Source organism: Paracoccus mangrovi (genome assembly GCF_042648425.1).
Classification (GTDB): domain Bacteria; phylum Pseudomonadota; class Alphaproteobacteria; order Rhodobacterales; family Rhodobacteraceae; genus Paracoccus; species Paracoccus mangrovi.
The window spans coordinates 60097-80647 of record NZ_JBHRXJ010000011.1 but is presented as its reverse complement, the minus strand read 5'-3'; the positions used below and the strand labels follow the sequence as shown (position 1 = coordinate 80647).

Annotated in this window: 18 protein-coding genes and 1 tRNA gene; 8 read left to right on the top strand and 11 right to left on the bottom strand. The window is 63.8% G+C overall.

Features of this window, described 5'->3' with window-relative positions; translation table 11 throughout:
- Positions 1-98: 98 nt before the first annotated feature.
- Positions 99-189 (top strand) — tRNA-Sec (locus tag ACFOMH_RS14650).
- A gap of 17 nt (positions 190-206) precedes the next feature.
- On the opposite strand, the gene ACFOMH_RS14645 is transcribed toward ACFOMH_RS14650, so the two are convergent.
- Genes ACFOMH_RS14645 through ACFOMH_RS14635 form a run of 3 tightly spaced genes read right to left on the bottom strand, consistent with a single transcriptional unit; the run spans position 207 to position 3598 of the window.
- Positions 207-1118, bottom strand: coding sequence for a DUF4123 domain-containing protein (locus tag ACFOMH_RS14645; protein WP_377745370.1), 912 nt, complete (start codon positions 1116-1118; stop codon positions 207-209).
- Positions 1119-1120: 2 nt separating this feature from the next.
- Positions 1121-1804 carry a hypothetical protein gene (locus ACFOMH_RS14640; protein WP_377745369.1) on the bottom strand — a complete coding sequence of 228 codons (684 nt, stop codon included), beginning with the start codon at positions 1802-1804 and terminating at the stop codon, positions 1121-1123.
- Positions 1805-1828: 24 nt separating this feature from the next.
- Entirely contained in the window at positions 1829-3598 is a 1770-nt protein-coding gene (locus tag ACFOMH_RS14635; protein WP_374427875.1) for a protein-arginine deiminase family protein, read from the bottom strand.
- A gap of 211 nt (positions 3599-3809) precedes the next feature.
- On the opposite strand from ACFOMH_RS14635, the gene ACFOMH_RS14630 reads away from it, so the two are divergent.
- Entirely contained in the window at positions 3810-4151 is a 342-nt protein-coding gene (locus ACFOMH_RS14630; protein WP_377745367.1) for a zinc ribbon domain-containing protein YjdM, read from the top strand.
- A gap of 101 nt (positions 4152-4252) precedes the next feature.
- Here the strand turns inward: ACFOMH_RS14630 and ACFOMH_RS14625 are convergent, their stop codons facing one another.
- Positions 4253-5653, bottom strand: coding sequence for an ATP-binding protein (locus ACFOMH_RS14625; RefSeq protein WP_377745365.1), 1401 nt, complete (start codon positions 5651-5653; stop codon positions 4253-4255).
- A 291-nt stretch (positions 5654-5944) separates the two neighbouring features.
- On the opposite strand from ACFOMH_RS14625, the gene ACFOMH_RS14620 reads away from it, so the two are divergent.
- Positions 5945-7492, top strand: a complete 1548-nt coding sequence (locus ACFOMH_RS14620; protein ID WP_377745363.1) for a phospholipase D family protein — start codon at positions 5945-5947, stop codon at positions 7490-7492.
- Here ACFOMH_RS14620 and ACFOMH_RS14615 read toward each other — a convergent pair.
- Positions 7489-8259, bottom strand: coding sequence for a FadR/GntR family transcriptional regulator (locus ACFOMH_RS14615; RefSeq protein ID WP_377745361.1), 771 nt, complete (start codon positions 8257-8259; stop codon positions 7489-7491). The genes ACFOMH_RS14620 and ACFOMH_RS14615 overlap by 4 nt on opposite strands.
- Positions 8256-9770 (bottom strand): aldehyde dehydrogenase (NADP(+)), encoded by a 1515-nt coding sequence (locus ACFOMH_RS14610; RefSeq protein WP_374428009.1) that lies wholly within the window; start codon positions 9768-9770, stop codon positions 8256-8258. Before ACFOMH_RS14610 ends, ACFOMH_RS14615 begins: the two co-directional genes overlap by 4 nt.
- Positions 9771-10011: 241 nt before the next feature.
- On the opposite strand from ACFOMH_RS14610, the gene ACFOMH_RS14605 reads away from it, so the two are divergent.
- Positions 10012-10326: a cupin domain-containing protein gene (locus tag ACFOMH_RS14605; RefSeq protein WP_377745359.1), complete on the top strand. Its 315-nt coding sequence runs from the start codon at positions 10012-10014 to the stop codon at positions 10324-10326.
- A 3-nt stretch (positions 10327-10329) separates the two neighbouring features.
- Here ACFOMH_RS14605 and ACFOMH_RS14600 read toward each other — a convergent pair whose 3' ends face one another.
- Positions 10330-11505 carry an MFS transporter gene (locus ACFOMH_RS14600; RefSeq protein WP_377745357.1) on the bottom strand — a complete coding sequence of 392 codons (1176 nt, stop codon included), beginning with the start codon at positions 11503-11505 and terminating at the stop codon, positions 10330-10332.
- Positions 11506-11677: 172 nt separating this feature from the next.
- On the opposite strand from ACFOMH_RS14600, the gene ACFOMH_RS14595 reads away from it, so the two are divergent.
- The 4 genes from ACFOMH_RS14595 to ACFOMH_RS14580 all read left to right on the top strand — a co-directional run bounded on the left by ACFOMH_RS14595 (position 11678) and on the right by ACFOMH_RS14580 (position 16300).
- Positions 11678-12637, top strand: coding sequence for a LuxR C-terminal-related transcriptional regulator (locus tag ACFOMH_RS14595; RefSeq protein ID WP_377745355.1), 960 nt, complete (start codon positions 11678-11680; stop codon positions 12635-12637).
- Between the two features lie 122 nt (positions 12638-12759).
- A complete protein-coding gene (locus ACFOMH_RS14590) occupies positions 12760-13743 on the top strand; it encodes an MBL fold metallo-hydrolase (RefSeq protein ID WP_377745354.1) in 984 nt (327 codons plus the stop codon).
- A 236-nt stretch (positions 13744-13979) separates the two neighbouring features.
- Complete coding sequence (locus tag ACFOMH_RS14585) at positions 13980-16052, top strand: type VI secretion system Vgr family protein (protein ID WP_377745352.1); 2073 nt, start codon at positions 13980-13982, stop codon at positions 16050-16052.
- Positions 16049-16300, top strand: coding sequence for a PAAR domain-containing protein (locus tag ACFOMH_RS14580; RefSeq protein WP_374427996.1), 252 nt, complete (start codon positions 16049-16051; stop codon positions 16298-16300). Before ACFOMH_RS14585 ends, ACFOMH_RS14580 begins: the two co-directional genes overlap by 4 nt.
- A gap of 42 nt (positions 16301-16342) precedes the next feature.
- On the opposite strand, the gene ACFOMH_RS14575 is transcribed toward ACFOMH_RS14580, so the two are convergent.
- Genes ACFOMH_RS14575 through pobA form a run of 4 tightly spaced genes read right to left on the bottom strand, consistent with a single transcriptional unit; the run spans position 16343 to position 20465 of the window.
- Complete coding sequence (locus tag ACFOMH_RS14575) at positions 16343-17662, bottom strand: TRAP transporter large permease (RefSeq protein ID WP_377745351.1); 1320 nt, start codon at positions 17660-17662, stop codon at positions 16343-16345.
- Positions 17659-18177 carry a TRAP transporter small permease gene (locus ACFOMH_RS14570; protein WP_374427992.1) on the bottom strand — a complete coding sequence of 173 codons (519 nt, stop codon included), beginning with the start codon at positions 18175-18177 and terminating at the stop codon, positions 17659-17661. Before ACFOMH_RS14570 ends, ACFOMH_RS14575 begins: the two co-directional genes overlap by 4 nt.
- Before the next feature lie 43 nt (positions 18178-18220).
- A complete protein-coding gene (locus ACFOMH_RS14565; RefSeq protein ID WP_377745349.1) occupies positions 18221-19252 on the bottom strand; it encodes a TRAP transporter substrate-binding protein in 1032 nt (343 codons plus the stop codon).
- 43 nt (positions 19253-19295) lie between these two features.
- A complete protein-coding gene (pobA, locus tag ACFOMH_RS14560) occupies positions 19296-20465 on the bottom strand; it encodes a 4-hydroxybenzoate 3-monooxygenase (protein WP_377745347.1) in 1170 nt (389 codons plus the stop codon).
- Between the last annotated feature and the right edge of the window lie 86 nt (positions 20466-20551).

Below are 20551 nucleotides of genomic sequence, written 5' to 3'. Positions count from 1 at the left end.
GGGATTGAAGCCATGGGAATGCGCGCGGGGCCGGTTCGCGGACCCGGCGGCATGCAAAGCGATTGCCTTCCCGCGAAGCCGCCAATACTGTCGCCGGCGGAAGAGAAACATCCCCGGTGGGGTGCCCGGACTTCAAATCCGGAGGGGGGCGCCTTGCGTCTTCGGTGGGTTCGACTCCCGCCTCTTCCGCCGGTTTTCGTTTCGGATCAGCTTGTTGCGCGGGGGCCGCCCTTGGCCGTGCGCAATTCCCATTCGACCTGGGTTTCGATTTGATCCAGTTGGAGGATGCCGCGATCGCGCATCCGGCAGACGCAATCGAACACCAATGCCTCGCGTTCGGCGGGGCCAAGATCGGCGTGATGGGCGGGCAGCCGGCGCTCGATCTGTTTGGCATGGCCGCGCAGGACACCGCGATAAAGCGCCCGTTCCTCGTCCGGGTGCAGGCGCAGCCGGCCACGCGACGGCTCTATCCCGGAAAGCGCCTCGGGATCCGGGCGGACCAGATAGTTGCGCGACATCATGTCGGAATGCCCCAGGATCAGATCGACCAGCTCGCCCGAGCGCAGGCAGAACAGATCCCTCGCGCGTTCGGGCAGCATCGCGACGGCGCTGAAATAATCGTAAAGCGTGTTGGTTTCCCAAAAGCGGAAAAACATCGACCGCCCCGCCGCCCCCTCGATCAGGGTGAATTTGCGGAAATGCGACCAGATCGCGTCCATGGGCGCGGTGCTGCGCAGCACGATCCCGGTGCCCTTTTCCCAATCTTCGGCGAAGAAACGCTTGTGAAAGGATGTCGGCCCCGTCTCGGGCAGGGTCAGATCGACCAGATAGGGCGCGCTGGCGGCGAAATTCTGTTGCGCCTCGCCCTGAAACAGACAGCGCACCGGCAGCGGCAGCACATCCAGATCGAACAACCCGGTGGCGCGGGTGCGCAGCGTGGCGTCCACGATCAGATAGGTCCGCGACGGGGATCCGTCCTGCGACCCGGCCTTTGGCGCGAACAACAGCTCATGCAGTTTCGGCGCGATCCAGGTCGCGTCCCAGAATGGCCGGTCGGGACCACGCCGGACCGGCGCGACCTCGAATGACTGGACCGTCAGGCAGGGTTTCGGATCCATGGCTATTGCCTGCGCAATGCTTCCTGAAGAACCGGGCGCATCACGCGATAGAAATCGCTGTCCAGCGCCAGACGTTCCTGCAACGCGGCCTTGGGCATCGAGGCCAGCGTCGTCACCCCGCCATTGCGCAGGGCGGTGTTCCTTTCCATGTGGATATAGATCAAAAGCGGCTCGATGGAATCGGCATCGGGAAAACCGCGCAGGATTTCCTGGCTGTTTTGCAGTTTCCATTCCGGTTTCTCATCGGCGAATTTCAGAATATCCTCCCAGGCATAGGCCAGCCCGTCGCGGCGCCATGTCTTGGCCGAAAGAAAGCGCGTCTCGTTCCAGAGCGGGGAAAATCCCGCAGCACTTCGGCCCATGAAGCGGGCATTCACCGCATCGACCCTTTTGCCGATCTCGCCAAGCAGGGCGGCGTTGCGTTGCCATCCTTGCAGGATCAGATATTGCGCGCGATATTCCGGTCCCCGCGCCATCAGGTCATGGGGATAATCGGGCAGCGGCGGCGCCTGATCCAGAAAGGCGTTGCGCCGCGCGGCATAATCCGGCCCGGTCAGCAAGGACAGTTCCTGAATTTGCTTTTCGATCATCGGATCAACGCTCCTTTTGGTGTCGGCGCAGGCGGTGGCGGATATCAGAACCGCCCCGATCAGACAGATCAGCCGCGCCAGAGATCGAAAATTCATGGTCGCGCCCCTTCTGTTCCATATCTATGCGGAATGGTGCCACCAGCTTTTCTTTGGCGGCTTGCGCTTGCTGTTTGTTCCACAGTGAATTTCACCCTGCAACACATGGTATGTCAGGAAGCAATCGACGAAATGCGGCGTGACCGCCCTGTTGGGGGCAAAGGCCGCCTTGATCGCCTTTTCATACATGCAGATGCCGCCGATGGTCGGGCCAAAGGGTTTCGGGATCACCAGATCGATATCGCCGGGCGCATGCGTCACCACCAGCATGTTCACCGACCCCGGCGTCAGCGCGATGCAGCCCGAAAGGCTTTCGGGAGCATGGCAGTAAAACAGGATCGGAAGATCGATGAAATCGCTGTCTTTCAACGAAAGCCCCGATTTCAGGGCATTTTTCTGGCTGTTCAGAATGCCCTGAATTTCATTCTGCAAGGTCAGAAAGCCTTCATTGCCAAGAATGACCGCGGCCGAGCCATATTCGTCATAGGGGACATCGCCGCCCAGAATGCGGGTATATTCCGCGATCGGACTGGTGGATCCATCATTCGCAAGGATGCCCTGAAACAATAGCCCGCGCGGATTTTCCCGCAGGATGCTGACCGCGAGCCTTGGGCTCGCAAAGGCGATCTTGAAGCCATGCGTCCCCGAAGGATCGGGAATAAAGCTCATGAATTCATCGACATGCCCAACCATCAGCCAGCCGGTATCAAGCTTGATCGGGGATTGCAGTTCCTGTCCCTCAAGCAGAGCGCGCATACCGCTTTTCATCGGCGAATGGCCGTAGCGAACGGCCTCGCGCATGCCGGGCGTGCCATAGACGACGCGTCCAAAGGGATAGCCGGGGATCGGCGGGGAACATTCCAGATTGCCAAAGGAATTGAGGCTCGACCCCTGTTCCAGCGCGTTCGATTCGTAATAGCCGAAATCCAGACCCAGCAGCACCCGGCCGGGATATTTGCCGAACTGGTCGCTGCCGCCCCGCGTTCTGGGCGTGCGAATCACGGTCGTCAGGTCCCGATCCCCCGGCCAGTTGCTGAACCCCATTTCCATGACGTCCTGCGCCCAGCGGTCACCGTCGGCCTCGCCCGCCGGAATGACCCGCAGCTTGCCGCCGACCACCTTGCGCAATTCGCCGATAAAGCGCGAATTGTCATCGAGATATCCCTCGTTGATTTCCGCAACATAGACCGTTTCGGTGATGTCGGTGTGGTTGAAGACGATCCAGGGCGCCACGCGCACCGGCACGGTTTCGCGGTGGATCACGGTGCCGTCGGCCCCCTCGACCCGCAGGATCAGCTGGATCCGGCCGTCGAAATCCACGGTGCCGTCGCCCACCGCACGCGTCGGATAGCGCAGCGCCTCCATCCCCAGCTCGATCCGGCCGGCCTTGAAATCCGCCTCGGTGAATGCCTTTTCAGAGCCGGTCGCACTGCCGATGATTTCGGTCGAGCCGGCGCTGCGGCCATCGAAAATGCGGATATAGCCGCGATAATCCAGCGGCGTGGTCGGGACCGAAAGAATGACCCGCGCCCCCTCAAGCGGCAGGTCCGACATCTTGCGCAGGTCCAGCGGTGCGATATCGCGCAGATCGGCGCTGCTGTTGATTTTGGTGTCGCTGTTATCGGTATTGTCGCGCGCCACGGCCCCGGCCTTGCCGTCATCATTGTCATTATTGACGCTGATGATCGCGCCGCGCCCGGTCTTGCCGCCGGTCCAGATATCGCCGGCCGGGCGGTCGTCGATCACCCCGTCACGGTCGGCATCGACATGAATGTGGACAATATTGCACGCCATGCATGCGGAAGAAGGAAGCGATGCCGCCGCAGACGAACCCGTCAAATCATTACCCAGCCGAAAACCCATCAACCATTCGGCCATATAAGAAGATGAATATATTATTGTATAGACGATGTGATGAGCCGCCGATGCAATCCGCGATTGCAGAACACAAAGACCACACAAAGCCGCACTGTTCCCCGCCCGGCCCAGCGGATATAGGGGGATCATGACCCAGACCCTGCCGCCCTGCCCCGAATGCCGCTCTGCCTATGTTTATCAGGTGGATTCCCTGCTGATCTGTCCGGAATGCGGGCATGAATGGGCGCCCGGCGCCGCGTCCGATTCCGGGACCGGCATTCGCGACAGCGTCGGCAACTTTCTGGCCGATGGCGACACGGTCACGGTGATCAAGGATCTCAAGCTGAAGGGCTCGTCCTCGGTCATCAAGGTCGGCACCAAGGTTCGCGGCATCCGTCTGGTCGAGGGCGATCACGACATCGACTGCAAGATCCCGGGCATTGGCCAGATCGGCCTGAAATCGCAATTCGTCAAAAAGGTCGCCGACTAGGCCGCGCCCCACCCCGCGCATGGCGCGGCGGGTGTTTCGCGGCCCGGCACAGAGGTCGGGACCGGAGGGCAAGGGGGCGCCGCCCCCCTGCCCCGGACCGATCAGCGCTTAGGCGTGATCCGCCAGATGCGATCGCCCGCCTCGTCGTTTTCGCCGCGCGATTTGTTCACCGCCCAGACATTGCCCTTGCCATCGGCCCGCAGCTGGTTGGGAAAGCTGCCGGCATCCAGATTGGCGACCAGCTGGCCTTTGGTATCGACCACGGCGATGGTCCCCGAGACGCGGTTGGCGACATAGGCGAGCCGCCCGACCGGATCGAACGCCACATTGAGCGGCCCGGCGCCAACCGGGACATCATGCAGCACCTCGCCGGTTTCCGCCTTGACGATCAACAGGTTGTCCGTGGCCTGCGAGGCGACGAAGATCAGCCCCTCTTGCGGGTCATAGGCCACGCCCGAGGCCGCCTTGGCACCCGAAAGCGGGATGATGCGGACCTTGCCGCTGGTCAGTTCGATCAGCGCCGCCTCGGGGGTGGTCAGGCTGACCGTGACCAGCTTGCCGCCCGCCTCGTCCAGATCCAGCGCCATCGAGGAAAAATCCTCGTTGCGGACCTGTGACGCGATCTTGATCGTGTCCAGCTGTTCCAGCGTGTCGGTGTCAAAGACCATGATCCCCGAGGTCCCGGTCGCGCTGGCATAGGCGCGGCCATTTGTCTCATCGATGACGATGTCACGGGCATGGGGCACGGTGCCGGGTTCGAACTGTTTGATCAGCTTGAGGTCGGACTGATCATAGACCGCGACCGTGTCCTGACGGGTGTTCGACACCCAGACCCGGCCATGGGCATTGTCCACGGCGACGCCATAGAACGCATAGACGCCGCCATCGCCGCCCTTGGGCGTCGCCGGGGCGGGCGCGGGCGCGACCTCGGCCAGCACTTTCAGCGTGGCGGGATCGATCCTCAACAACCGGGATTCGCGAACCGGGGGCCAGCCGACCGCGCTGGTGACAAAGACGGCATCCCCGGCCGCATTGGCGACGATCTGGTAAAGCCCCGGTGCGGCCGGGGCGCTGGTCAGATCGAATTTCTCGGCCCCCTGCAAGGGCAGATCGGGCGAAATCCGCAGCTCGACCACCTTGGCGGCGGCGGGATTTTCGGCAATCACCACAATGGGTTGCAAGCCAAGGCTCGCCTCGGCATCGATGGGCAAGGTAAAGCTGAAGCTGCCCTTGTCATCCACGGTGATCGGCGCGGGGTTCAACACGGTGGTGCCGCGCATCAAGGTCACGGTCTGGCCGGGGATCATGTCCTCGGCGGTGATGACGGCGGTGCCGCCCTGATGGATCGCGCTGCGCTCCGGTCCGCTGATGCCGACATCGCCGGCAAAGTCGATCAGCGGCCGGGTAAAGATCGTCTCGGCCATGGCGGGCACGCCAAGGGCCATAAGCGCGGCCGCCGCACATGAAGCCAGCCGGACCCGCGAAAAGGGGATCATGCTCATGAATCGTTCCTTGTTCAGGACCGCCTGGGATCATTTCAGCCGTGCCTGCCCGCACCCAAGAGAGAGAGGGACAGACCGGTGCGCGACAAGGCACGGCACTGCGGTCGTTTTCGGAATCGGCGGGCTTTGGGCTGGCTGGACCGACTAAAAGCACCGCGCGCCGGGGGGCGCAAGCCCCCAAACATGGCCCGATCGCCGCAGCCCGGGCTTGGCCTGCGGCGGGTGCGGGGTTAGACATGCGGCAATGCCGGTGCGCCCGCGCCCGGCCCCCCTTTGCACAAGGTCCCACAGATGCTGCGTATGCTGAAATTTCTGATCGGGATCGCCATCGTGCTGGCGGCGGCAATCGTGGCCGGGCGATTCATGTTCCCACTGCCCGATATCGCCAACCGCCCGGCCGAGACCGCCCGACCCCTTGCGACCGATACCCGGTTGGGTCAGCTGGCGACCGAGGGGATCACCGCCCATCCGGGCCTGTCGGGGGTGTCGGCGCTGGCCTCGGGCAAGGACGCGCTGGCCAGCCGCCTTTCGCTGATCGAAACGGCGCAGCATTCCATCGACGCGCAATATTACATCTGGCACGACGACCTGTCGGGGATCATCCTTCTGGACGCGCTGGACCGGGCGGCAAAGCGGGGCGTGCGGGTGCGGCTACTTCTGGACGATAACGGCGTGCCGGGGCTCGACGGCTATATGGCGGCGCTGAACGCACAGCCGAATTTCCAGATCCGGCTGTTCAACCCCTCGACCGTGCGCAGCCCCAAAATGGCGGGCTATGCGATCGATTTCATGCGCATGAACCGGCGCATGCACAATAAATCCATGATCGCCGACAGCGCCGTGGCGATCATCGGCGGGCGCAATATCGGCGACGAATATTTCGCGATCGGCGATGCGTTCTATGTCGATATGGATGCGCTGGCCGTGGGTCAGATCGTGCCCCAGACCGCCGCCACCTTTGACGCCTATTGGAACAGCGCCTCGGTCTATGAGGTGGAAAACATCATCCCCGGCACGGGTGACCGCGCCGGTTTCGACCGCCGCGTGGCCGAGATTCAGGCCAGCCCCGAGGCGCAAGAGCTTATGGCCGGGCTGGAAAACGGGCTTGCGCGCTATGCCTCGGGTCAGGTGCCGCTGGAATGGACGCGGGTCCAGCTGGTCGCCGACGATCCGGTCAAGGGTCAGGGCATCGCCCGCAAGGACCAGCTCATGATCGCGCATCTGGCCGACATCCTGGGCGAGGTGGAACAGCGGCTGGATCTGGTTTCGGCCTATTTCGTGCCCGGCACGGCCGGTACGGAATATTTCACCGGGCTGGCGGCGCAGGGCAAAGAGGTCTCGATCCTGACCAATGCGCTGAACACGACCGATGTGCTGTTGGTGCATTCCGGCTATACGAAATACCGCCGCGAATTGCTGAAGGCGGGGATCAAGCTCTATGAGCTGAAGCTGCGCGGCGGTGTCACGCCGGAATCGGAAACCCAGCTCAAGCCGCTGGGCCTGTCGGGGGCCAGCCTGCATGCCAAGACCTTCGCGGTGGATGACAAGCGGATCTTTATCGGCTCGTTCAACTTTGACCCGCGCTCGGCGATGCTGAATTGCGAAATGGGGTTTCTGATCGACAGCCCCGAGATGGCAAGCCGCGTCGGCCATACGTTCCGGGGACCGCTGGATCAGGTGAGCTATCGCCCCGAACTGACCGCAGACGACCGCATGATCTGGCGCGAGACCGAGGCCTCGGGCGAGGTCGTGACCTGGCAACAGGAACCCGGTGCGACACTGTTTCAGCAGTTCGCGCTGGCGGTGATCGGGATCCTGCCCATCGAATGGATGCTTTAGCCGGTCGCGGCCTCGCCGTCGCCCGCACGGATGCGGCGCAGAAAGGCGCAATAGCGCGCCTGACTGTCGATCAGATGGGCGCGCATGGCGGCGCGGGCGGCCTCGGGGTCGCCGGACAGGATGGCGGTGACGATGGCGGTGTGTTCGCTGTCCAGAAGCCTCAGGAATTCGGCCGGAAGCGGCGCGCCGTCATCGGGTGAAAACACCCGGCGCGGGATGATCGTCGGCCCGATCAGCCGCAAAAATTCGCTGAATCGCGGATTGTTCGCCGCCTCGGCAATGGCAAGGTGAAAGCGGAAATCGGCCTCGGACGAGGGCGTGCCCGCCCGCGTCAGGGCGCGCAGTTCCTCATAGGTTTCGACGATGCGCTGTTCCTGCGCGGGGGACCGGCGGCTGGCGGCATAACCGGCCGCGTCGCCTTCGACCGCCGCGCGCAGTTCCAGCATCTCGATCAGCGACGACACCCGGGCCAGGTCCAGATTGCGAAAGGCCGGCGCATCGGGCGCGGGCGGTTCCAGCACGAACACCCCCGCCCCCTGACGCGGATCGACCAGCCCGTCGGCACGCAGGGCGGCGATCGCCTCGCGGATGACGGTGCGGCTGACCCCGAATTCCTGTGTCAGCCGCGCCTCGGAGGGCAGGCGGTCGCCAGGGCGGTAATCGCCCCGCCCGATCTGGGCGCGCATCGCCTCGCGGACCCGCACGACCAGCGTCCGACCCGGAAATCCGGGCTCGGCCGCCGCAAGCCGCGCGGGGCCTTGGGTCATTGCAGATCCGCGGGCAACAGCGCCTGCGGAAAGTTCTGATAGCTGACGGGACGCAGGAAGCGCCGGATCGCCATGGTGCCGACCGAGGTGGCGCCGAAATTGGTGCTGGCCGGATAGGGGCCGCCATGGACCATGGCGTCGCAGACCTCGACCCCGGTCGGGAAGCCGTTGACGAGCACGCGCCCCGCCTTGCGTTCCAGAACCGGCAACAGGCGCTGTGCCTGCGGCAGATCGCCCTCGTCCAGATGGATGGTCGCGGTCAGCTGTCCCTCGAACCCCAAGGCCAGCCGCTGCATGTCATCGGCGCCATCGACGCGGATCACCAGACCCAGCGGGCCGAACACCTCTTCGCCCAAGGCGTGGTCTTGCAGATAGGTGGCGGCGTCGGTTTCATAAAGGTTCGGACTGGCCTCGCGCCCGGTGCTTTCGGTCGAAAGCAGCGGCTCGACACTGTTGCGGCCCTCGAACCGGGCCTGACCGTCGCGATAGGCCTTGGCGATCCCGTCGGTCAGCATGACCTGCGGGCCGACCTGTGCCAGCGCATGCTGGGCGGCGGCGACAAAGGCATCGCCCTCGGCGCCCTTGGCCACGACGGCGATGCCGGGATTGGTGCAGAACTGGCCCGCGCCCATGGTCAGCGAGCCGGCCCAGCCCTTGCCGATTTCGGCGCCGCGCGCGGCCACAGCATGGGGCAACAGGAACATCGGGTTGACGCTGCCCAATTCGCCGAAGAAGGGGATCGGTTCGGGGCGGGCGGCGCAGAGGTCAAAAAGCGCCCTGCCCCCGGCCAGACTGCCGGTAAAGCCGACCGCCTTGATCAGCGGATGTTGGACCAGCGCGGTGCCGACATCGCGCCGCCCGCCCTGGATCAGGCTGAAGACACCGGGATGAATGCCCTGTTTCGCGATTGCGGCATGGACCGCCTCGGCCACGATTTCGCCGGTGCCGGGATGGGCGGAATGGCCCTTGACCACCACCGGGCAACCGGCGGCCAGCGCGGCGGCGGTGTCGCCCCCGGCGGTCGAGAATGCCAGCGGAAAATTCGACGCCCCGAAGACCGCGACCGGCCCGATGGGCCGTTCGATCAGCCGGATATCGGGGCGCGGCAGCGGCTGGCGGTCGGGCAGTGCCGCGTCATGGCGGCGGTCCAGATAATCGCCGGCGCGGATATGGCTGGCAAAGAGCCGCAGCTGGCCGACGGTGCGACCGCGCTCACCCTGAAGCCGGGCGGGCGGCAGGCCGGTTTCCTGACTGCCAATTTCGGTGATCGCCTCGGCCCGGGCCTCGATCTCATCGGCGATGGCGTCAAGGAAGGCGGCGCGTTCCTGGCGCGTGGCATAGCCATAGGTCCAGAACGCCTGTTCGGCGGCCTGCGCCGCACGGTCCACAAGATCGACGGTGCCGATGCTGAAATCATGGGCCGGGCCATGCGCCGGCTCGGAGGTGAAGGTCGCGCCGCCGCCGACCCATTCACCGGCGATCAGATGCTTGCCATGCGGGGTGAAACTCATCCGGTATCCTTTCAGATTTGCACAAAGCGCGCGCGGGCGCGGACGGCATGCCGCCGGGCCATGGTTCACGGAGGGCAGTCAACATATCATATGAATGCTGTCAACCCGCAGGACCGGCCGCATTTTGGCGGTGGAACCGGGCCGGCCATCTGTATGATGACTTATTGACACGGCCCGGGGCGCGGCGCAGGTTCGGCGGCAATCCGGGGCGAACCCGGAACACCCCAAAGCAAAGAACGCCATGACCCAGCCCAGCTATCCGATTGCCCATCCCGATCCCGGCGTCGAACGCCAGGTGCTGTCCCAGTCGCCCGAAATCATGGTGGTGTCGTTCCGGTTCCAGACCGGCGCGCGCGGCGCGCTGCACAGCCATCCGCATATCCAGTCGACCTATGTCGCGCGCGGGCGGTTCCGGTTCTTTCTGGGCGATGACAGTGTCGAGCTTGCGCCCGGCGACAGCCTGGTCATCCCCTCGGGGATGCGGCATGGCTGCGAATGCCTTGAGGCGGGCGAGCTGATCGACAATTTCACCCCGCGCCGCGACGATTTCCTTTAGCCCTCAGGCGCCCCAGCGCACCATGCGCAGCGCCCGGATCCCAAGCGCCGGGCCAAGCGCCATCACCGCAAGCGTCACCGGCCAGCCCACCGCCGCCGCCAGAACCGGCGTCAACTGCACCGTCGCGATGGTCAGCGTGAATCCCAGCGCGGTCTGCATGGCCATCAGGCTACCCACGACCTGCGGCGGCGCGTGATCGGCGATCAGCGCCGAAAACTGGGCGCTGTCGGGAATGATCGTCGCGCCCCAGATCAACAACAGCGCCATCACCAACCAGACCGGGCCGCCAAAAGCCAGCGCCGTGGCCAGCCCCGCCGCACCCGAAAGCCACATCGCCCCGGCCGCGATGCGCGCCTTGCCAAAGCGGTCCGCCAGCCGCCCGGCGGGCAGGCACAGCCCCGCCCCGATGGCGACCGCGCCGAACGCGGTCAGCGCGGCCAGACTTTCGGCCCGCGCGGGCGCGAGGTTGGCGGCGCCATAGCTGGTTGCGGCAATGACCCCGATCCATGACCAAAGCGCATAAAGTTCCCACATATGGCCCAGATAGCCGCCGGTGGCGGCACGGATGTGGCGGTTGGTCCACATCAGCCGGATGGCATGGAAATCAAAGCTTTGCGCCCGCACATGATAGGGACCGACCCGCAGCATCAAGGCCAGCCCCGCCCCCGCCAGCGAGGCGAGCGCCGCCACCACCACCACCGTCCGCCACGAGGCCGCGCCGAAATAGGCCGCCAGATGCGGCAGAGCCGAACCAAAGGTCAGCGCGCCGACCAGCATGCCGACCAGAAAGCCCCGATCCCGCTGTCCCCAGCCGACCATGACCTTCATGCCGACCGGATAGATGCCCGCAAACCCCGCCCCGGTGATCAGCCGCAACAGCACCGAACCGGGCGTGCCCGGCGGCACCACCAGCAAAAGCGCGGTGGTCACCGCATTCGCCAGCGCCGCCAGCGCCATCACCCGGCGCGGATCAAAGCGGTCGGCGATGCCCGCGACGGCAAAGCCAAAGGCCCCGATCACGAACCCCGCCTGCACCGCCGACGCCAACAGCGCCTGCATCCCCGGCCCGATGCCGCGTTCGCGCGCGATATCCATGACCGCAGCCCCGGTGGCGAACCACGGCGACATGCCAAAGATCACGGCAAGACATAAAAGGATGATGGCGCGGCGTTTTGTCATTCGCCCTAAGCCGCACGGATCGGCGCGCTTGTCCAGAGCCAGCCATCGCCGAATTTCTGACAAATCCGTGCCTTGCAAAGGCCGGGGCCAAGAAACGGAATTGTTTCGGCACGGCATATGCGGCTAGGTTTTTTACAACGTTTGTCATGAATCTATGCAGCACGGGCCCGCAATGACCCCGCAACATCCACAGATTCCCCAGCACACGATCGAGAACTGGCAGCGGATCGTCAATCTGATCGCGCGACTGGCGGATGTGCCGGCCAGTCTGGTGATGCGGACGAATGCACAGGATCACGCCGTCTTTGTCGCCAGCCGGACCGAGGCCCATCCCTATGATCCCGGCCTGCGATTCGCGCTCAACGACCGGCTTTATTGTTCCAGCGTGCTGAGCGATGGCGCATTGGCGGTCGAGGACGCGGCGCGGGATCCGCGATGGGCCGATAACGACGATCTGAAATATGGGATGAGCTTTTATCTGGGCTATGCGCTGCATTGGCCCGATGGCTCGGTCTTTGGGACGATCTGCGTGCTCGACACGCATCGCAACCCCAAGGCGTTGCTGTTTCGCGAAGGGTTGCAGGAATTTTCCCGCGTCATCGAAAGCGATCTGCGCCTGTTGGTCGAGGTGGACCGGCGCGCCGCTCTTGAACGCGAATTGCAGACGACACTGGATCAGCTGGAAAGCCGGGTGAAGCGACGCACCACCGATCTGGAGGAAGCGAATGCCGCGCTGCGCGTGCTTTTGGCGAATATCGAGACCGCGCGCCGCGAATACGACGCCAATATCCTGCGCCAGATCAGGGGGCTTGCCATTCCGCTTATGGTAAAGCTGCGCGCGCGGCTGGGTCGGGACGCGGCATCGGCCATGTATCTGAACATGCTTGAGGACAACCTGAAATCGCTGACCGCCTCGATGTCGGGCGAACTGACCCGCGCGTTCGAGGCGCTGACCCCCGCCGAACAGGAAATTGCCCAGATGATCATGCGCGGCCAGACCACCAAGGACATCGCCCGCACGCTGTCGCGCGAAACCAGCACCATCGAATTTCACCGCAACAATATCCGCAAGAAGATGGGCCTGTGCAAAAGCGGCCGCAGCCTGCGCAGCGCCTTGCGGGCCGCGCGCTGAAAACATGGGGATTTCCCCCATGAAACCCCCAGATTCTTCCGATACCGCCGGGGTCCGGGCACGATGATACCCTTTTGGAACTGGCATCAGACCAGGCTGAATTTTCCAACGGGGATAAGCACATGGACAAAGACGATCTGCATCTGGAACCGGTGTTCAAGGACGGCCGGCGCGACGATCTGGCACCGGGGCTTTCGCGGCGGTCATTCTTCATGGCGGCCGGCGTCGGCGGCACGGCCGCATTGCTGGGCGCGACGGCGGCGCGGGCACAGTCGACCGACTGGACACAGCCGGGCAACAATAACGCCGTGATCGACCTGCAAAAGACCACCGGCAACATGGTCGAGGGCGATGTCGGGCTGGATTTCTATGGCCATTGCGCGCTGAAAATCCGGTCCCCCGGCGGCGCCACGGTGCTGTTCGATCCGTGGCGCAATGATCCCTCGGGGGCATGGGGATTGTGGTTTCGGAACGAGTTTCCCGAAACCCCGGTCGATATCTGCATGTCGACGCATACGCATTTCGACCATGACGCGATCCACCGCCCGATATCGACCATGGTGCTTGACCGGATGGTGGGGCATTTCGAATTCGCCGATCTTCGGATCACGGGCTTTGCCGACAAGCATGCCTGCGTGGCGCCGGGCTGGTACAAATGGACGGATGCGCTGGCCGAATTCGGGGTTGATGCCTGTCCGCCCAACAACCCCAATCACATGGACATGGTGGTTTATGTGGTCGAGACCGGCCAGATCCGGACCCTGATCTGGGGCGACAATCGGCACAATCCGCCACAGGAATTCTGGGACGCCATCGGCAGGATCGACGTGCTGACCCTGCCCATCGACGGATCGCAGCACATCCTGAGTTACGCACAGGCCGATGACATCATCGCCCGGCTGAAGCCGAAGGTGGTGATCCCGACCCATTACCTGAACCACACCACAAGCTATACGCTGACCACGCTTCAGGATGCCGATGAATGGGTCAAGGCGCAGAAAAGCCACAAGCTTCTGGACAGCGCCAGCCTGAGCCTGAATGCCGCCGATCTGGCGGGCAGGAATGGCGAGGTCCTGTATTTCGGCCATAACGCGGTCACCGCCTGACGATTCGGCCGGCAAGTCGGCCGGCAAGGGTCACGGGCCCCTGTCGGCCGGGGCCGCATCGGGCATAACCTCAAAGGCATGGCCAGGGCGCGGCGAACAACCTGCGGTCCATGTCGCGCCTTTTTTGTCCCGCCTTTGCCCGATATCCGGTGCCCGATTGTCCCGCGCGCGCCGTCAAAGCGCTGGTTCTTGGCCCGGCTTCACGTTAAGGTGCCCTAGCCGATTGTTGTGATTTGATGAATTTGAGGTTGCCGATGAATGCGCCTTTCAAGCAAGCCGAGCGGCTGGGCCGCCTGACCACCTCTCTTGGCCCGGACACGCTTGCGCTTTTGCGGTTTGATGGCAGCGACCATCTGAACGACCTGTTCGAATACCGGATCGAGGCCCTCGCGATCCGCGACGATCTGGATTTCGACGCCCTGATCGGCACCCATGCCAGCGTCGAGATCGACGGCCGCGAGGGGGTTCAGACCTTTGACGGCATCGTCACCAGCACCCGTTGGGCCGGGGTCGGTGAGAACGGCCACCGCTATGATCTTGTGCTGCGGCCCTGGTTCTGGCTGGCCTCGCGGCGGCGCAATCAGCGCATCTTTCACAACAAGACCGTGGTCCAGATTCTCAAGGAACTGTTGTCCGACTATGCCGGTCTTGGCGATCCCGCGCTGGAAATGAAGCTGTCGGCCGATTACCCGGTATTGGAATATACCGTGCAATACCGCGAATCCGATCTGGATTTCGCCCGCCGCCAGATGGAGCGGCACGGCATCAGCTTTCATTTCCGCCACGCGCCGGGCAGCCATACCCTGGTCCTGACCGATGACGTGCTGGCGCATGAGACCATCGGCGACCGTCCCTATAAATCCTATGACGGCCATCACCAGGCCGAGGGCGAGCATTTCTGGGACTGGGCGCCCGAACGCAACATGACCACCGGCGCGATCCGGTTGACGGATTACAACTTCAAATCCCCCGACGCAGCCATGGAGGCCGACCGGCTGGGCGATGCCGCCTATGCACAGGGCACCATCGAAAGCTTTGACTATCCGGGCGATTACCTGAACCAGGGCGTGGGCAAGATCGTCGCCGGTCTGCGCACCCGTCAGGAACGCGGCGCCGACCGCCGCAACCGCGCCGTGGGCGACTGTGTCAGCCTGCGTTCGGGCAAGCGGGTGACGCTGTCGGGCGACAAGGTGCCCGGCATCGGCGAAACCTATCTGTGCCTTTCGGCGCATCATCATTTCGTCAGCGAGGCTTATGGTTCCGGCGGTCAGGGCAGCGACGGCTATGCCTTTACCGGCAGCTATATCTTTACCCCCGACACCGCCCCCATGGTGCCGCCGCGCCGCACCTATGTGCCGGTGGTCCACGGTCCGCAAACCGCCGTCGTCGTGGGCGACGGCGAAATCGATTGCGACGAATACGGCCGCATCCTTGTCCGGTTCCACTGGGATCTGGAAAACGCCTTTTCCATGCGCTGCCGGGTCAGCCAGAACTGGGCCGGCAATGGCTGGGGCGGCATGGTCATCCCGCGCATCGGCATGGAGGTGGTGGTCGAATTCCTTGAGGGCGATCCCGACAAGCCGCTGGTCATCGGCTGCGTCTATAACGGCAAGAACGCGGTGCCCTATTCCCTGCCCGCGAACAAGACCGTCAGCACCTTCAAATCCGACACCCATCAGGGCAGCGGGTACAACGAATTCCGCTTTGAGGATGAAAAGGGCCGCGAAGAGGTCTTCATGCATGCGCAGAAAGACCACAACACCATCATCGAAAACGACGAGACCCATTCGATCGGGCATGACCGCTCAAAGACGGTGGGCAATGACCAGGCCGAATCCATCGGTCACAACAAGACCATCGCCGTCGGCAATGACCATTCCGAAACCATCGGCAATGACATGGTCTATAATGTCGGTCGCAACCAACAGGAAAATTACGGCAAGGATCACATCCACCGCGTCGGCAATATCCACAAGCAATCGATCTATGCAGACCACCTCTATGAGGCGGGCCGCAATTTCGAGGGCGAGGTGTTCGGCCGCTATACGCTGGACGTGGGCGAGTCGATCACCAACAACACCAAGCTGCACACGCTGATGGCGTGGCAAAAGATGCAGATCAAGGGCCCCGGCGGCAAGATCACCATCGACGCCAGCGGCATCACCCTTGAGGCGCCGACGATCTGGCTGAAAGGCAATGTGATCATGGGCGGCAGCGGCGGCGCACAGGTGCCGACCCTGCAAATGGCCGCGCGCGAGGGCCTGCCGCTTTGCGAGGAATGCGCCAAGTTCGACGAGGACAAGGCATGATCGTCGCCCGTGTCGGTGACAAGCACGCCTGCCCCCGCCACGGCGCGAACGTGATCGTCGAGGGCGGCAGCGGCACGGTGGACGGCCGCGCCGTCGCCCGCGTGGGCGACAAATGCGCCTGTGGCGGCGTCATTCTTGAGGGCAAGGCCGGCGCGACGATGGACGGGCGGCCGGTGGCCTATCTGGGTTCAAAGACCAGCTGTGGCGGCGTCATCGTCGGCTGTTCCGGCAGCGCCAGGTTTTCCTGATCCGGGGGCGGCGCGTATCGCCGCCCGCTGGCGCATCCGCGCCTAGTCCAGCACCCTGACCAGGCCCAGCGTGACCGCCGGAAACAGGACAAGCACGACGATGCGGATCATGTCGCTTATCAGAAACGGCAGCACGCCCCGAAAGCTTTCCAGCATTGGCACATCACGGGCCATGCCATTAATGACAAAGACATTCATACCCACGGGCGGGGTGATCAGCCCGACCTCGACCACGACCACGGCCAGGATGCCGAACCAGATCAGCGTGTCCTCGCGTGGCATGCCGAAATCCAGCCCGGCGATGATCGGGTAAAAGATCGGGATGGTCAAAAGCAGCATGGACATCGAATCCATCACGCAGCCCAGCACCAGATAAAGCGCCAGCATCGCCAACAGGACCAGCATTGGCGTTAGGCCCGATTGCTGGATCGCATTGGCCAACAGCATCGGTGTCTGGGTCTGGGCCAGAAATGCGTTGAACGTTTCCGCCCCAAGCAGGATCAGAAAGATCATCCCCGAGGTCACGGCCGTCCCGCGCAGGCATTCCATCAGCCCCGACAACCGCAGCCCGCCATGCAGCACCGCCAGCGCCCCGGTGCCAAAGGCACCGACAGCAGCGGCCTCGGTCGGCGTGAACCAACCGCGATACATGCCGACGATGACCAGCGTAAAGATCAGGATCAGCGACCATGTTTCGCGCAGCGCCGCGAAACGTTCCGCCCAGCCCGCGCGGGGGCCGGCGGGGCCGTCCTCGGGGTGGCGGGCGACAAAGACGGCGACCGCGATCATATAGCCCACCGCCGCCAGAACGCCCGGCACCATGGCAGCGACGAACATCTTGGCGATGCTTTGTTCCGCCATCAGCGCGTAAAGGACAAGGATGACCGAAGGCGGGATCAGGATCCCCAGCGTGCCCCCCGCGGCCAGCGATCCGGTGGCCAGCGCGCCGCTGTAATTATAGCGCCGCATTTCTGGCAGCGCGACCTGGCCCATGGTGGCGGCGGTGGCCAGGGACGATCCGCAGATCGCCCCGAATGCCGCGCAACCGCCAATGGATGCCATGGCCAACCCGCCCCTGCGATGCCCCAGAAAGGCGGCGGCGGTGCGATAAAGCGCCCGGCTCATCCTGGCCTTGGTGGCAAATTCGCCCATCAGCACAAAAAGCGGAATGACCGACAGCGAATAGGTCGAAAACTGGTAATAGGTCGATGTTTTCAGAAAGGCGAGCAAGGGCGCCGTCCCGGTATAAAGCCCGTAACCCCCGACCCCCACGGCCAGCATGGCGACCCCGATGGGGATACGGATGGCCATCAGCGCCAGAAGCACCGCAAATCCCGTCAGCCCGGCGGCGATGCCGCTCATGCCGAACGGGCCATTTTCAGATGCCCGATCATGGTCGCGGCACAGGTCGCAACCAAAAGCGCCATGGCCGGCAGAATGACCACAAAGCTGATCCAGATCGGCAGGCGCAGGACCATGGTCTGTTCGCCATAGCTGCGCATTTCCCCCGCGCCATGCCACATGCGCCACAACAGCAGCGCCGCGATCAGCAGGTAAAGCAGATCCCCCAGCGCCTCGAGCAGGTGGTTCGCGCGCGGGCCGGTCCTTTGGGTAAAGAAATCGACCAGCACATTGCCGCCGCGAAGCTGGCACCATGGCAGAAAGCAAAAGATGGCGATGGCGCTGCCCATCTCGACCAGCTCGAAATCGCCCGAGATCGGGCGCCCGTTGATGCCGCGCAAGGTGACGCTGGCCACCGTCATCAGCATCATCGCCAACAAGGCAAGCCCGCCGATCCCGGCAAAGGCACGGCAGAGCGCCGCAAGCCAGCCCGGAACCGGCACAGGATGCGCGTGTTCGGTCAGTTCTTCGGCCATGACGCCGCCCCCTTTTTCGCTCTGATCCCCCTGCGTGCCCCGGTTATTTATCCTGGGCGCGGGCCAGCATGGCGCGGGCATCCTCGACGATCGCCTGACCGTCATGGCCGGCATCGGTCGTGGCCTTGATCCAGGCGTCGATCACCGGCTGGGACGCGTCTTTCCATTCGGCCAGCCCGTCCTCGGGGATGACGGTGATGGTGTGGCCGGCATCGACCGCCTTTTGGCGTTCCGCATCCTCGGCGGCGTCAAAGGCCGCGCCCGCCAGCGCCGCCAGCGCCGCGCCGGAATTGTCGTCGATGATCTTTTTCAGATCGTCGGGCAGCGCGTCATATTTCGCCCGGTTCATCACCAGCGCCATGACCGAGGTCGAAAGACCGCCGTTTTCCATCCCGAATTCGGTATGGTCGCGGGTCACGCTTTCGATGCGCAAGGATCCGAACACCTCCCACGGGATGACGGCGCCGTCGATGACGCCGGTGGTCAGGGCCTGCGGCACCTCGGGGACCGGCATGCCGACGGCGGTGGCGCCAAGCGCGTTCAGCCCGTCGGTCATGGTCCGCGACGGCGCGCGGATTTTCAGCCCGGCCAGATCGGCCATCTTGCCGACCGGCTTGTCCTTGGTGTGGAATTTATAGGCGGCGGGCGCGTGGATCAGCAGCGGATGCACATCCTTCAGCTCATCGCCCAGGTATTTCGCCTGAAATTCCTGCAAGGCGGTGGTGGTCTGGGTCGCGGTGCCCGACATGAACGGCAGCTCGAACACCTCGGACAGCGGGAAGCGGCCGGGCGTATAGCCCAGCAAGGTCCAGCTGATATCGACCACGCCGTCGCGGGCCTGATCGTAAAGCTGTGGCGGCTTGCCGCCCAGCTGCATCGACGGAAACAGCTGCACATCGATGCGGCCGCCGGATTGCTCCTCGACCGTCTTTTCCCACGGCTCAAGCACGCCCTTTTGAATCGGGGCATCGGCGGACAGGAAATGATGCACGCGCAGGGTCACCTCTTGGGCGTGAACGGTGGTGCCGATGATGGCGCCCAATGCGGCAATGCCTGCGAAAATGGTGGTTTTCATCCGCGTTTCCTCCGTTGGCGGTGGTCTTGTCCTGTTGGCCAGCTCAGTATGGCAGGCCGACGTAATTTTCCGCAAACGCCTTTTGCTGGGCGTCGTTGTCGCGCAGAAAGGCGATATCGGCCTGTTGCATCTTGAGATCGAATTCCGATTGATCCGGGTAGCGGTGCAAAAGCGAGCTGAACCACCATGAAAACCGCTCGGCCTTCCAGATGCGGGCCAGCGCGCGCTGCGAATAGGCGTCCAAGCCCGCGTGGCTTGCATTGCCGTAATAATCGCAGAGCCCCTGATAGAGGTAATGCACGTCCGATGCGGCGGTGTTCAGCCCCTTGGCCCCGGTCGGCGGCACGATATGGGCCGCGTCCCCGCATAGAAACAGCCGGCCCCAGCGCATCGGCTCGGTCACGAAAGACCTGAGCGGCGCGATGGATTTTTCGATCGAGGGGCCGGTGACCAGCCGTTCGGCCATATCGGCCGGGATGCGGCGTTTCAGTTCAGCCCAGAAAGCGGCATCGGTCCAGTCTTCGGGGTGGTCCGAAAGCGAACACTGGATGTAATAGCGGCTAAGGTTTTCGTTGCGCATCGAGCACAGCGCAAAGCCCCGGTCCGAGCTGGCATAGATCAGCTCGTCATGCACCGGCGGCGTTTCCGACAGGATGCCCAGCCAGCCGAAGGGGTAGATTTTTTCGTACTCGCGACGGATGTCCTGGGGGATGGTCTTGCGGCTGACGCCGTGGAAGCCGTCGCAGCCTGCGATGAAATCACAGTCGATCCGCCGGCTTTCGCCATCCACGCTATAGGTCACATAGGGGGCGTCGCTGTCGGCATCGTGGATGGTGACGTGATCGACCTGAAATTCGGTGGGCGCACCGCAATCCGCGCGGGCGTCATAAAGGTCGCGCGTCAGCTCGGTCTGGCCATAGACCACGACCGGCGTGCCGGTCAGCGCGCGAAAGTCGATGTGAAAGCTGTCATCGCCATTGGCGATGCAGGTGCCGTCATGGATATAGCCTTCGGCATGCAGGCGGCGGGCGCAGCCGGCCTCTTCCATCAGTTGGACAAGGCCGGTTTCCAGAACGCCGGCGCGGATGCGGCCCAGCACATAGTCGCGCGTCTTGCGTTCCAGGACCACCGCGTCAATGCCGCGACGGTGCAGCAATTGCCCCAGCAGCAGCCCCGATGGCCCGCCCCCGATGATGACGACCTGCACGCGCATGGGCGCCCCCCCCTTACCTCTTCCCAGGGGCAGGATCACATATTGAAAATCAAATGAAAAATGATTTAAACGATAGCTTGATTGCC